This window comes from Exiguobacterium sp. SH0S1 (assembly GCF_004337165.1).
GTDB classification, from domain to species: domain Bacteria; phylum Bacillota; class Bacilli; order Exiguobacteriales; family Exiguobacteriaceae; genus Exiguobacterium; species Exiguobacterium aurantiacum_A.
In genome coordinates, this window is the sequence record NZ_SJVC01000001.1 from 508,972 (window position 1) to 522,893 (window position 13,922).

General features: G+C 52.4%; 14 protein-coding genes. 13 read left to right on the plus strand and 1 reads right to left on the minus strand.

The features are described from left to right. The first annotated feature begins 34 nt into the window (after positions 1-34). From EVJ20_RS02555 to nth, 6 genes are all read left to right on the plus strand, one after another. Positions 35-220 (plus strand): YpmA family protein, encoded by a 186-nt coding sequence (locus tag EVJ20_RS02555; protein ID WP_016509977.1) that lies wholly within the window; start codon positions 35-37, stop codon positions 218-220. 29 nt (positions 221-249) lie between these two features. Beyond that, on the plus strand, positions 250-696 hold the full coding sequence (locus tag EVJ20_RS02560) for a hypothetical protein (RefSeq protein WP_236633731.1): 447 nt from the start codon (positions 250-252) through the stop codon (positions 694-696). 22 nt (positions 697-718) lie between these two features. Continuing rightward, positions 719-1,906 (plus strand): pyridoxal phosphate-dependent aminotransferase, encoded by a 1,188-nt coding sequence (locus EVJ20_RS02565; protein ID WP_131506973.1) that lies wholly within the window; start codon positions 719-721, stop codon positions 1,904-1,906. Positions 1,907-1,926: 20 nt separating this feature from the next. Beyond that, positions 1,927-3,228 (plus strand): asparagine--tRNA ligase, encoded by a 1,302-nt coding sequence (gene asnS / locus EVJ20_RS02570; RefSeq protein WP_070327410.1) that lies wholly within the window; start codon positions 1,927-1,929, stop codon positions 3,226-3,228. 61 nt (positions 3,229-3,289) lie between these two features. After that, complete coding sequence (locus tag EVJ20_RS02575; RefSeq protein ID WP_070327409.1) at positions 3,290-3,877, plus strand: DnaD domain-containing protein; 588 nt, start codon at positions 3,290-3,292, stop codon at positions 3,875-3,877. After that, positions 3,877-4,539 (plus strand): endonuclease III, encoded by a 663-nt coding sequence (nth, locus tag EVJ20_RS02580; protein WP_131465218.1) that lies wholly within the window; start codon positions 3,877-3,879, stop codon positions 4,537-4,539. Before EVJ20_RS02575 ends, nth begins: the two co-directional genes overlap by 1 nt. 34 nt (positions 4,540-4,573) lie before the next feature. Here the strand turns inward: nth and EVJ20_RS02585 are convergent, their stop codons facing one another. Beyond that, the gene (locus EVJ20_RS02585; RefSeq protein ID WP_083273962.1) at positions 4,574-5,425 is read right to left on the minus strand and encodes a DUF3800 domain-containing protein; all 852 of its coding nucleotides are present in this window, start codon (positions 5,423-5,425) and stop codon (positions 4,574-4,576) included. Between the two features lie 351 nt (positions 5,426-5,776). Between EVJ20_RS02585 and recU the strand changes: the two genes are divergently transcribed. The 7 genes from recU (at position 5,777) to gpsB (ending at position 13,904) form a co-directional block, all read left to right on the plus strand. Next, the gene (gene recU, locus EVJ20_RS02590) at positions 5,777-6,373 is read left to right on the plus strand and encodes a Holliday junction resolvase RecU (RefSeq protein WP_131506975.1); all 597 of its coding nucleotides are present in this window, start codon (positions 5,777-5,779) and stop codon (positions 6,371-6,373) included. A gap of 20 nt (positions 6,374-6,393) precedes the next feature. Next, the gene (locus EVJ20_RS02595) at positions 6,394-8,988 is read left to right on the plus strand and encodes a transglycosylase domain-containing protein (protein WP_131506977.1); all 2,595 of its coding nucleotides are present in this window, start codon (positions 6,394-6,396) and stop codon (positions 8,986-8,988) included. An 89-nt stretch (positions 8,989-9,077) separates the two neighbouring features. Next, positions 9,078-9,638: a hypothetical protein gene (locus tag EVJ20_RS02600; protein WP_236636151.1), complete on the plus strand. Its 561-nt coding sequence runs from the start codon at positions 9,078-9,080 to the stop codon at positions 9,636-9,638. Positions 9,639-9,656: 18 nt separating this feature from the next. Further along, positions 9,657-11,906, plus strand: a complete 2,250-nt coding sequence (locus tag EVJ20_RS02605; RefSeq protein WP_131506980.1) for a DEAD/DEAH box helicase — start codon at positions 9,657-9,659, stop codon at positions 11,904-11,906. After that, a complete protein-coding gene (locus EVJ20_RS02610; protein WP_131443307.1) occupies positions 11,903-13,060 on the plus strand; it encodes a ribonuclease H-like domain-containing protein in 1,158 nt (385 codons plus the stop codon). The genes EVJ20_RS02605 and EVJ20_RS02610 overlap by 4 nt, the downstream gene beginning before the upstream one ends. Continuing rightward, positions 13,057-13,602, plus strand: a complete 546-nt coding sequence (locus EVJ20_RS02615) for an SLOG family protein (RefSeq protein ID WP_016509942.1) — start codon at positions 13,057-13,059, stop codon at positions 13,600-13,602. The genes EVJ20_RS02610 and EVJ20_RS02615 overlap by 4 nt, the downstream gene beginning before the upstream one ends. A gap of 5 nt (positions 13,603-13,607) precedes the next feature. After that, a complete protein-coding gene (gene gpsB / locus EVJ20_RS02620) occupies positions 13,608-13,904 on the plus strand; it encodes a cell division regulator GpsB (protein ID WP_051121542.1) in 297 nt (98 codons plus the stop codon). Positions 13,905-13,922 lie beyond the last annotated feature (18 nt).

Below are 13,922 nucleotides of genomic sequence, written 5' to 3' on the forward strand. Positions count from 1 at the left end.
ATGATGGGTATAGTGTTTTGAAGGAGGAGTAAACATGAATTCGAATATTGAGACGCTCGCGACCGTTCGGATCGAGCCGACGGCAGACGTGTACAAAATCGTCGACCTATTGAATCGTACACTGAAGAGCCAAGATTTGATGTTCGGTCTTGCACTAGAGAAAAAAGTGAATGATCCGAAGAAAGAAGAGATGGTGTTCACCATCTATCGGACAGAATGACGCGGAAGACAAAAGTAGTGGTTGCTCTTATGACGGCACTCATCGGTGTCGTCATCGTGTTTAGTGGGATTTATTGGTTCACGGTCGGTCATACGGAACGGACAAAACAAAACATGATCGCGGAAGCGCGCGATCGTCTTGAGGCCGAACAGCCGACGGTCCGGATCGAACGGGCTGAGCTCTTTAACGGGACGGAACCGTACGTCGTCTTCGAGGAGACGGACCGCGTCCTGTTCGTGCCGGTCGACAGTAAGCAACCGATCGAGACACGTGAGATCGAGTCGGTCGACTTAGATAAAGTCTGTGCCGATTCGCTCGAGGAGACCGGTGGTACGCTCGTCAGTTGTAAGTACGGGTTTGACGAGCGGGCGCTCATCGAAGTCGTGACGAAATCAGGGGCGACGTATACGTATTCCTATTACACGCTTCAAACCGGAGACTTTATAAGACGGGTCCAACTGGCGGATTCGAACTGAACGAGATTAGAGGAGGATATCGATGGAACATCTATTGGCAAGACGTGTAAAACAGTTAACACCTTCGACGACGCTCGCGATCACGGCGAAAGCGAAAGCATTGAAAGCTTCGGGACAAGACGTCATCGGACTCGGGGCCGGTGAGCCGGACTTCAATACGCCTGAACGAATTATTGAGGCCGCATGCAAGGCTGCACGTGACGGCGATACGAAGTATACGCCTTCAGGCGGAACGGTCGCTTTAAAAGATGCCATCATCGAGAAGACGAAACGCGACAGCGACCTCACGTTCGAGCGTAACGAGGTCATGGTCGCCTCAGGGGCGAAACATGCGTTATACGCCTTGTTCCAAGCGATTCTCGACGAAGGTGATGAAGTCATCATCCCGGTCCCGTATTGGGTGAGTTATCCGGAACAAGTGAAACTTGCCGACGGTGTCCCGGTCTATGTGGAGACGACAGAGGCGACGACGTTCAAACTGACGCCAGAGTCACTTGAAGCCGCCATCACAGACCGGACGAAAGCGGTCATCTTGAACAGCCCGTCCAACCCGACCGGTATGATCTATACGGAGTCAGAATTGGTCGCGCTCGCCCAAGTCGTCAAACGGCACGACCTGCTCGTCGTCAGTGACGAGATCTATGAGAAGCTCGTCTATGGCGATAGCGAGTTCGTCTCGATCGCCACGCTTCCTGACATGCGTGAGCGGACGATCATCATCAACGGGGTCTCGAAGTCACATGCGATGACCGGGTGGCGCATCGGGTACGCGATCGGAGACAAGACGATCATCGAAGCGATGACGAACCTCGCATCGCACTCGACGTCGAATCCGACGTCGATCGCCCAAGCGGCGGCCGTCGAGGCGTACAACGGCTCGCAAGATGATGTCGAGATGATGCGGGTCTCATTTGAAGAGCGCCTTGAGATCGTCTATGAGCGATTGATCAACATACCAGGCATCACGTGCCTGAAACCGCAAGGGGCATTCTACTTATACGCCAACGCCAAACAAGCCGCGTCGATGAGCGGCTACGACTCGGTCGACGCATGGTGCGAAGCAGTGCTCGGTGAAGCATTCGTCGCGCTCGTGCCGGGATCGGGCTTTGGGCAGGATGATTACGTCCGCTTGTCTTATGCAACAGAATTGAAGCGAGTACTAGAAGCGCTCGATCGAGTGGAAAACTTTATCAAGAGTAGCGCTCGATAAGCGAAAGGATGGATATGAACATGACAACTATTTCAATTAGCCAATTTAAAGATTATGAAGGACAATCGGTCCGGGTCGGTGCCTGGATCGCCAACAAACGTTCGAGTGGTAAAATCGCCTTCCTTCAACTCCGGGACGGGAGCGGGTTCGCCCAAGCCGTCGTCGTCAAAGCAGAAGTCGCGGAAGAACTGTTCGCCCTCGCAAAAGGCGTGACGCAAGAGACGTCAGTCTGGGTGACGGGTAACGTCAAATCGGACGGCGGCCGGACGCCGCTCGGCTTCGAACTCGAAGTGACAGCGATGGAAGTCATCTCGGAATCGATCGACTATCCGATCACGCCGAAAGAACACGGGACGGAGTTCTTGATGGACAACCGTCACCTCTGGCTCCGGTCGCGTCGCCAGCACGCGATCATGAAAGTCCGGAACGAATTGATCCGGGCCACATACGAGTTCTATAACCAAGAAGGATTCGTCAAGATCGATCCGCCGATCATCACGTCGAGCGCGCCGGAAGGAACGACGGAGTTGTTCGAGACGGACTACTTCGGTCAACCGGCCTACTTGTCGCAAACAGGTCAGTTATATATGGAAGCCGCAGCGATGGCGCTCGGCAAAGTGTTCTCGTTCGGTCCGACGTTCCGCGCTGAAAAATCGAAGACACGTCGCCACTTGATCGAGTTTTGGATGATCGAGCCGGAGATGGCATTCTTCGACCATGATATGAGTCTTGATCTGCAAGAGCGTTATGTATCATACATCGCGAAGTCAGCGCTTGACCATTGCCGGAACGAGCTTGAGTTGCTCGGACGCGACTTGGAGAAACTTGAAAAAGTTCAAGCGCCGTTCCCACGTATTCGTTATACGGACGCGATCAAGTTCTTGAAAGAAGAAGGCTTCGATGACATCGAGTACGGGGATGACTTCGGGGCGCCGCACGAGACGGCGATCGCCAACGCGCATGATTTGCCGGTGTTCATCACCCATTGGCCGAAAGAAATCAAGCCGTTCTACATGAAAGTCGATCCAGAGAACCCTGAACTCGTCCTTTGTGCCGATTTGATCGCACCTGAAGGTTACGGCGAGATCATCGGCGGTTCGCAGCGTGAAGACGACTACGACCGCTTGAAAGAAGAGATCGTCAAAGAAGGACTGGATGAGACCGATGCGTATGACTGGTATCTTGAGTTGCGTAAGTACGGCTCGGTCCCACACTCGGGCTTCGGGCTCGGTCTTGAGCGGACCGTCGCTTGGATCAGCGGAATCGAACACATCCGTGAAGCGATTCCGTTCCCACGTCTATTGAACCGAATTCACCCATAATCGCCAATCGGGGATGACTAATTGTCTTCCCCGATTGATTTGTCTAGAAAGGATGTGCGACATGGATGCACATAATCTGATCAAGCTGTTTGAACAAAGTCCGGTCGTCGTTCCGAGGAAGCTGTTCACCGATGCACGTCGTCTCAATCTCAACCCGGTCGAGTTTTGTCTCGTCGTCCACTTGTTGGAGTTGACGGGAGAAGGCATCGAGATGCCGCTTCCGAGCGAGCTCGGCGACCGGATGAACGTTCCCGAGAGCGAGGCACGCTCTGTTCTGCTCGGGCTGCTACAAAAAGAGCTCGTCGCCATCGATGCGTCGGCGGAAGTGGAGCGATACAGTCTGCTCCCTCTTTTCCAAGCACTCGAAGAAGACGGCGCCCCTGAAAAAAATACGCAGTCGCTAAACGAGAACCTTATCCATACGTTCGAGCGGGAGTTCGGGACGATCACGCCGTTTGAGATCGAGCAAATCGTCGGCTGGTTGACCGAAGACGGTTTCAGTGAAGAACTCATCTTGGCCGCGCTCCGCGAGGCGAAACTGCGTAACGTCCGCAACTTCAAGTACATGGATAAAATCTTGAGCGTTTGGCAAGACCATAAAGTCGAGTCACTTGAAGACTTGGTCGAGTATCAACGGAGGAAAAAGTGATGTTGACGAGAGCTCAATTGAACGAAATCTCGGAGACGATGCGGCAAATGTTCCCGGACGCCCATTGTGAGCTGACCCACCGCAACCCGTTCGAACTCGTCGTCGCCGTGGCGCTGTCCGCGCAGGCGACGGACGCGCTCGTCAACCAAGTGACGCCTGGACTGTTCGAGGCGTTCCCGACGGTCGAGGCGATGGCTGCGGCTGACGTAGCGGAAATCGAGTCGCTCATTAAACGAATCGGTCTGTTTCGAAACAAGGCCAAAAACGTCAAAGCGCTATCGATGCGAATTCTTGATCTGCACGGAGGGATCGTCCCGGACGACCGGGAATCACTCGAGGCGCTGCCTGGAGTCGGGCGTAAGACGGCGAACGTCGTGTTGTCGGTCGCCTTTCATGAACCGGCGTTCGCGGTCGATACCCACGTCGAGCGTGTGTCCAAACGGCTCGGCATCTGCCGTTGGAAAGACAACGTCCGTCAAGTCGAAGACACGCTCATGAAGAAGTTTCCCCGTGAAGACTGGTCGCAGCTCCACCACCAGTTTATCTTTTTCGGACGGTATCACTGCAAGGCACAACGGCCCGGCTGCGAGACGTGCCCGCTCTTGCATATGTGCCGCGAAGGCAAGAAGCGGATGAAGTCGCAACAAGCGACGAATTCATAAAAAAATCGCCTCGTAGATGGCTACGAGGCGATTTTTAATGGTTCCAGGGATGGTCGCTCCATTCGCGACGTTTTTTCGTGATTGGGACTTTTTTGAAGCCCCAGTTGCGGAAATCTTGGTCTGGACTGTCTTTACGAATGTAAATCTTGTCCTTGATGGCTTTGAAGATTCGGTTTTCATCCCCATAATGGACGAACCGTGGTTTCACTTCGATCACGCCGCGGCGCACGCGCGAGAGCGGCAGGCAGACGAGGTCAGCGATTTCAAGACCAGATTGATAGATCGTGCTTTGTTTCTCTGAGAAGATGAACCCTTTGATTTTTTGTCGGCTCTTCTCGACGTCGAGATGGACCGTCCCGGAATTGAAGATATCGAAAAATGCTTTTTGAATGAGCAGGTTCTGATAATCGTCGCGCGACTCGAGGACGACACGGGCGCTGACAGCTTCCGTCTCTTCCAAAAATGCATAAAACGATTTCATCAAATGGGCGAAAGCGACGACATAAGGGTCTTTCGGCGTCGAGTAGAAATCGTGAAGCTTCTGTTTATCGACCTCGACACTGACGATCGTGCAATTGATATCGCGCAAGAAGTCTGGGAGTTTGTTCCAAAAATCACGGAGCATATCGATTGTAATCCCATCGTCTTTTCCATATGGATGCTCGGCCTTTAAAATTTCTTTTAAATGCAGTGGGATATTTTCCGTTTTGAAGACATCTCGTTTGAACGCTTGTAAGCGTCGCTTCAATTCGCACGGCATTCCGGCCTCATCGGCGTCAATCGCATACTTGTATTCCATCAGTACCCCGGTCAAGTTGAACTGAGTGTTGCCTTTTGGTGTACCTGTCTCGTCGACGAACATGACATACTTCTTTTGTGTCTCCATCTTACTCCTCCAACAGGGCTTAGGGATATGGATTCCAAGCCGCCTAGTTTATTTCCAGTCCTCGCGAAACGCTCTCGATCGCTTACTTTTTTAAAGTCTCGTCAATCAGCGTTTAGCCTGTTCACATTTCGGTTAATAAGTAGAGGACTTATTGTAGAAAAGTATTCAGTGACACCGTAACAAGGTCGTGTCAATTTGAATACACAATGTACTACACACTAGTTTAACATACGGGAGTTTGGTACGATATGGATTGCGGAAAATCCACGGAGGAGTCGAGCGACATAACTCGACAATCAGACTTCAGACGGAAGGAACGAGTGGATCAACCTGTTAAACTAGTAATTAGGGGTGACGACATTGTTCCATTATCCAAACGGGAAGAAACCGAGAGCGGCCGAGATACCGGCAAAGTCCAGTCCACCAACGTATGCGAATCGAGGCATGAATTTAGAGACGCTTCTGAACGATACGAACGAGTTTTATCGACTCCACGGAAAAGCGGTCATCCATAAAAAACCGACCCCGCTTCAAATCGTCAAAGTCGATTACCCGAAACGGAGCGCGGCCAAAGTGACCGAGGCGTATTTTAAGCAAGCCTCGACGACCGACTACAACGGGGTCTATCGCGGGAAATACATTGATTTTGAAGCGAAAGAGACGAACAATAAAACGTCGTTCCCGCTCGGAAACTTTCATGATCATCAAATCAATCACATGCGCGAGTGTGAGCATCACGGAGGGATTTGTTTTGTCATCATCCGGTTTAGCCGCTATAATACGCAATATGTGTTATCAACGGAGCAATTATTACATTGGTGGGAGCAGCGAGAGACGGGACGTAAGTCGATCCCACTCGCATATATTGAACAAGAGGCAATCGAAGTTCCAACACGAGCCCTTCCAGCCATCGATTATTTGACGGCGATTGAAGCGTGGCTCGATTGAATAGAAGGAGTGAAGCGTGAATGGAACGAAGTCGGATGGCGCGTCGACAAGATACGACGAAAAAGCCAAAGCAACAAACGAAAAAATCAAAACAACAAACAAAGAAACCGATGTGGAGACGCATCCTACTTATTATAGGATTGTTGTTGATCGTCGGAGTGGTCGTCGGAGGAGCTTATACAGCCTACGCGATTGCGACCGCACCGCCGCTCGATGAGGAGAAATTAGTCGATACGTACCCGATTCAGCTACTGTCGGCTGAAGGTGAACCGCTTGAAGAAAGCGGTCAGATCCGTGAGTACGTGTCAATCGATGATATTTCAGAAGTGATGCAGCAAGCGGTCATCTCGATCGAGGACCGTCGCTTCTATGAGCATAACGGGATCGACTTGCGCCGCATCGGCGGTGCCGTGCTCGCGAACGTGACCGACGGTTTCGGGTCTGAAGGTGGTTCAACGATCACGCAACAGCTCGTCAAACAGTCGTTCTTGTCGACCGACAAGAAATTAAAACGTAAATTACAAGAGCAGTGGCTCGCCGTGAAACTCGAGCGCGAGTACACGAAAGAACAGATTCTCGAGATGTACTTGAACAAGAACTACTACGGTTCAGGGGCGTGGGGTGTGCAAGCGGCCTCGAAGACGTACTTCAATAAGCCGGTGTCAGAAGTGAACTATCAAGAAGCAGCTATCTTAGCGGGGCTCCCGCAGCGACCGAGCGCTTATGATCCCATCGCTGGCGACCAAGAACTCACGCGTTACCGTCAAGAACAAGTGCTGTCGGCAATGAAGCGGGACGGTCATATCACAGAACAACAGTATAACGAGGCGCTCGACGTCGAGATTGCCGACGTCATCTCGCCGGGTGCGCAGACAGAAGAAGAGTCGTACACCCGTTCGATTTACGCCCGTGTCCAAGCGGAACTCGAAGAAGACTACGGCTTAGAACAGTCTGATATTTACGGGACAGGTTTGAAAGTTTATACGTCGATCAATAAAGAGCTCCATGCGAAATTCAATAAAGATATTAAGACAGATAACGTGAACATTCCAAACGGTGAGTTCCCGGAAGATCTCCGCATGGGAGCGACCGTGTTGAACACGAAGACGGGTGAAATCGTCGCCGTCATCGACAGTCAGCAACCGAAACAAGGCGACAAGAACTACCGTGACTATTCGCGGGAGAAACGCCAAATCGGGTCGACGGCGAAGCCGTTCTTCGATTACGGCCCAGGGATTGAGAACGCGCAATGGTCGACCGGGAAGATCTTGATGGATGCGCCGTTTGAAGGGGAAGATGGCCCAAAAAACTATTACGAAGGTTATCGCGGTCCTAACACGATGCGCTACTACTTGACGATTTCCGGGAACACACCGGCCGTCCGTGCTTTCCAAGAAGTACAGGACGAGTTCGGTCCTGAGGCGATCGAATCGTTCGTCGAGAACGTCGGCATCGAACCGGCCCGTTCAGGTGACGAGATAGTGTTGTCGAACAGTCTCGGTACAGCCGAGGCGAGCACGACGCAAATGGCGGCTGCCTACGCGGCGCTCGGGAACAACGGGATGTATACGAAGCCGCACTTGATCCAAAAGATCGAGTTCAACGACGGATCGACGATCAACTCGCCGATCAAAGCGAAGCAGGCGATGGAAGACTATACCGCATATATGTTGACCGATATGCTCCGTGACGTCGTCAGCGGCTCAAACGGGACGTACGAGCCAGGAGCGTTCCCGTGGGACGTCGCCGGAAAAACCGGGACGACGAACGATGAGAAAGACAAATGGTTCACGGGTTACACGACCGATTATGCGATCTCGGTCTGGACCGGAAGAGTAAGCGGGGCTGATGAAAAAGTGAGCAAACCGAACCATGCCCAGTATTACTTCGAATATATGATGCAGCAAGTGACGAATGCGACCGGAAGCCCGGACCGCTTCCAACAGCCGGATTCCGTCTTGTCGCTCGGCAATGAACTCTACGTCAAAGGGACGAAACCGAAAGATTTGGAACCGAAAAATCTTCCGGCACCGACCGGCGCGTCAATCAATTACGACATTCCGGCTGACAGCGGGACGTTGACGTGGTCATATAATCGTCAAGCGGTCGAAGCGGACGGCTATCAAGGTCTCTCGTTCACCGTGACGGAGAAACGTCCGGACGGCAGCGAACGTGTCGTCGGAACGACGGAAGACACGAGCATTGCTATTTCGGGCCTCCAGAACGGGACGACGACGTTCACCATCGTCGCGACCGCTTCGAACCAACTCGTAGGTGAGCAACAGTCGAGCCCGGCCCAAACGCAATACACGGTCGAACGCAGTCAAGAACCGGCTGAAGAAGAGGAAGAACCGGCAACGGAAGAGACGCCTCCAGAAGAAGAGCCGACTGAAGAAACACCACCGAATGAGACTGACAACAATAACGGTAATGGTAACAGCGAAAACGAAAATGGAAATGGGAACAATGAAGGCGGTGAAGGAGAGACGACTGAAGAGCCGGCGACAGAAGAGACGCCTCCGGCTGAAGAAGAATCTTCGACCGAGCTCGAATCACAGTCTAACTCAGACACGTCTGAATCAAACCAAGACCGTGAAAATGACAATCGCGAATAAATTGACTTACTTTAAACAGGGCGACATCAACGCCCTGTTTTTCTGTGTGGTTTGTTATAATGAGAAGAAAGCGAATAGGATGGTGACATATGGTTCAACTCTCTCTTAAGCGAAAGATGAAAGTGTTGTTTGTAATCGATCGACTGCAAGACGATGATCTTGGCCTACCCCTTCACGGCGTCAATGGATTGAAGATGGGACGCATTCTGTTAGAAGAATCGATCCCGTTCGGACGATTGATCGATGATTCGGCCGTGGCAGAGGCGATCGGCCATCCTTATTTGAAACGGATCGGCGTCGAGACGATGTTTCTCGGCGATGAATCTTTTTATCCAGAACTTCTGCGCGGCAAGCGCCAAGCGCTGACGAAGCACGAGGATTATCATAAAGCGGTGCAACGTTACACGAAACATTTGCAAGCAGTCCATTCGAAATGCACGAAGTTACATACCATCGTCTTGTTCGGCCGTTCGACGCACCTGTTATACAACGATGCGTTGGAGCGGCTTGAAGAAGAAAATGAGCATGTCGCCGAGGCGTTCAAAGCGATGGAGGTGCTACACTTGCCTGCGGTTCATCGTCTCTTGCGTGACGAACGAATCAGTCAAGTGAAGACGATCGTGGAGCGACTTGCACCTTCAAAATCATGAAATAAGTTGGTGAGCACTATGCGGAAAAAACGTTCCGTCGAAGAGATGATTAAGACATTAAAGACCGACCCGAGTTTTTCCGCCAATGTCACACACTGGCATACGGTCGAGGCACAACCTGCAAGATACGCGGCCATCCCGTCGAGCGTCCCAGACGATCTTGTCCGGGTGTTAAACAGTCGCGGCATCGAGCAATTGTACACGCATCAGGCCGAAGCGGTCGAACAGACGTCACGTGGGCACTCGACTGTCATCGTGACGCCGACAGCTTCTGGTAAAACGCTCTGCTATAACTTGCCCGTGCTGTCTAGAATGATTGAGAAACCGACGGCACGAGCCCTCTATCTGTATCCGACGAAAGCGCTCGCGCAAGACCAGAACAGCGATTTGATGGAGATGGTCGAGGCGCTCGAAGGCGACCTCCGATGCTTCACGTATGATGGGGACACGTCGCCGGCAGCGCGGACGAAAGTGCGGGACGCCGGCAACATCGTCATCACGAACCCGGATATGCTTCACTCAGGGATTTTGCCGCATCACACGAAATGGATCCGGTTGTTTGAAAACCTCGAATATATCGTTGTCGATGAACTGCATACGTATCGTGGCGTATTCGGGAGCCATGTCGCCAACGTCTTTCGGCGGCTCAAACGAATCTGTGCCTACTATGGAAGTTATCCGAAATGGATCATGACGTCCGCGACGATCGCGAACCCGGTCGAGCTGGCCGAACTGTTGACCGAGGAAGAAGTGACGCTCGTCAACAATAATGGAGCTCCGCAAGGGAGGAAACACCTCATTTTCTATAACCCTCCGGTCGTCAATGAAGCGCTCGGGATTCGTCGGAGCGCCACGCTCGAAACGAAGCGGATCGCATCAAAACTTGTCGAAGCCGATATTCAAACGATTGTCTTCGCTCGGTCACGGGTCCGTGTCGAGGTGCTATTGACGTATTTGCAAGAATTGACGAGACGTGAACTTGGACCGAAGTCGATCGTCGGTTATCGGGGCGGTTATCTTCCGTCAGAGCGGCGTGAGATTGAACGCAGGCTCCGGAACGGTGAAATCAAAGCCGTCGTTTCGACGAACGCGCTCGAACTCGGTGTTGACATCGGTCAACTCGAGGCGTGCGTATTGAACGGATATCCCGGCACCGTCGCCTCGCTCTGGCAGCAAGCAGGAAGAGCCGGCCGTCGCCAGTCGGAATCACTCGTCATCTTCGTCGCCTCGTCGTCATCACTCGACCAACTCGTCGTCGAGCAACCAGACCTGATTTTAGAGCGTTCGCCTGAGGCGGCCCGTCTTGACCCGAACAACTTGATCATTTTAGTCGATCATATGAAGTGCGCCGCCTTCGAGCTCCCGTTCCAAAAAGGGGAGCGCTTCGGTACGGTCGAGACCGAGGATATCCTTGATTTCTTGACGGACGCGCAAATCTTGCATGAGCGTGCCAATAAATACTATTGGATGACGGACGCCTTCCCGGCCCACGACATCTCGCTGCGGACGAGCGATCAAGAGAACGTCGTCATCGTCGACCAGACGGCGAAACATCAAGTCATCGGCGAGATGGACACGTTCAGTGCGATGACGCTGCTTCACGACGAGGCGATCTATTTGCATGGGGCCGAGCAATATCAAGTCGAGAAACTCGATTTTGAAGAGAAGAAAGCGTACGTGCGGCGCGTCGATGTCGATTACTACACAGATGCGAACTTGGCCGTGGAGTTAAAAGTGCTAGAAGAAAACAAGACGAGCGGTGCCAAGACGTTCGGTGAAGTGTCGGTCATCGCGATGGCGACGCTGTTCAAGAAAATCAAGTTCGGGACGCACGAGAATATCGGATCTGGTCCGATTCACTTGCCGGAACGGGAGCTGCATACGACGTCGACGTGGTTCACGCTCGATGACCGGTTCGCTTACTCGGAAGCCGATATGGAAGATCAGCTCGAGGCCGTCAGCGACTTGTTACGCCGGCTCGCCCCGCTCTACTTGATGTGCGACACGCTCGACTTGTTCACGACGATTCAAATGAAAGCGACCCATACGAATAAACCGACCGTCTACTTGTACGACCGCTATCCGGGCGGTATCGGCTTGAGCGAAGCGCTCTTCCGAGACGCCGCTGAAATTTTAGACGCAGCAATCCGCACGGTCGAGGATTGTCCGTGTGTGAGCGGATGCCCACGTTGCGTCGGGATGATCGGCTACGGTGACTTTAAAGACCAAGTTGTTAATCAGTTGACCGCATTGAAAGGAACGATATGAAAGCGAAGCTATCACGACTCATCAAAACAAATGAACCGAAACAAGCGACGGTCACACCAGATGACGCGGAGCAAGCCAAGTGGATTGCGCGAGGTGGCGAGATCTTGACGTTTGAAAGCGAGTGGTGCGTGCGCTTGAAAGAGATTTATCCGCTTGAAGCGACGTATCACGACTTTACGTTCGACGCGGCGAAACGTGCCCTCGGGACGGCAGACCATCCGTTCTTCACGGTCGACGTGCCGTATGACCAAGTGTTGTTCATGGATACGGAGACGACCGGGCTCCGTGGTGCCGGGACGTCCATCTTTTTGATCGGGTTCGCCCGCTTCAAGCCAGACCATCTCGAGATGATTCAGTACGTATTGCCGCACCCGGCATTTGAGACCGCGTTCTACTATCACTTTCTCAATGACATCGGCGACGAGGTCCGGTTCGTGACGTACAATGGAAAATCGTTCGATTGGCCGCAAATCAAGACGCGTCATACGTTCGTCCGGACGAAAGTGAAGGCGTTGCCCGCCGTCGGTCATGTCGATCTGTTGCATGCGTCAAGGCGTCTGTTGAAGCCGACACTCGAGTCGGTCTCGTTAAAAGCGGTCGAGGCCCATTTTGGACATGCCCGAACGGACGATCTGCCAGGTTTTCTCGCCCCGATGCATTACTTTCAATACGTCAAAGAGCGGGACCCTGATATTTTACAACCGGTCATCGAGCACCATCACGCCGATTGCTTGAGCCTCGTGTCGCTTTATAAGCGGCTCTGTCACCTCGTCGAAGCAGACGAGCCGACGTTTGGAGAAGAGCGGGCCCATTGGTTGAACGATCTAGGGAGTACGGATGAGGCACTCAAACAGTATGAACGGATCGAGCAACCGACAAAACGAGCGAAAATGCGTCAAGCGCTGCTGTTAAAGCGGACCGGCCGCATCGTCGAAGCGCTTCCTCTTTTCAAAGAAGTCGGGACGACCGAGGCGTTGGTCGAGCTAGCCAAGTATGCAGAACATCAGCAAAAAGATGTCGTGTCAGCCATTCGATATACCGAGCAGGCGATTGCGATCGTGGAACAGCAAAAGACGGTCTTGAAACAGACCGTCCAAAAACAGCAACACGCGCTCAACCATCGTCTAGCTCGGTTAGAAAGGAAGAGGTTATGAAAGTTGTTGCGATTACCGGGTATCGGCCCCATGAGCTTGGGATCTTCAAAGCCGACCATCCCGGCATCGAGATCATCCAAGAAGCGTACCGCCGAAAGATCACAGAAGCAATCGAACTCGGGGCCGAATGGTTCATCTTCAGTGGAACGAACGGTTGTGAATTGTGGGCAGGACAAGTATTGTTAGAGTTAAGAGAAACACATCCGATTAAAATCGCGGTGTTTCCGCCATTTTTAGAGATGGAAGAACGGTATAAGCCGTATGAACAAGAGTTGTTCAGCCAGTTGCGGCTCGAAGCCGATTTTTTTGAACCGCTCACGCAACGTCCTTATGAAGACCCGAGTCAGTTGCGCGCAAAAACGGCGTTCTTTTTAGACAAGGCAGCAGGATTAATTACGTTGTATGACGAAGAGACGGGAGGAAGCCCCCGTTTCCTCGTTGAAGGGGCTAAACGAAAACACCAGATGGAACTATTCATGATCACACAAGACGACCTGCGTGTGATCGAGGAAGAAAAACAGTGGGAACAACAGTGGGAGTGAAGACTATGCAAACCGAATTAACAGCCGAAGCAATCTATAAACAAGAATTCAAGACGGCCCTCCGCGGCTACTCGCAAGAAGAAGTCGATCAATTTTTAGACGTCGTCATCCGGGACTATGAGAAGATGGCGAAAGAGATCGAACGTTTGCGACAAGAGAACGAATCGTTGCGCCGTGGTTCAAGCGAACCGACCGAGCCGGTGAAACCGGCCCAACCTGTCGCCTCGAACTACGATATGTTGCGTCGGATTTCAAACTTAGAAAAGGCCGTCTTCGGAAAACAAGTCGGACCTAGCGAATAACGAGAGGAGGTGGAATAG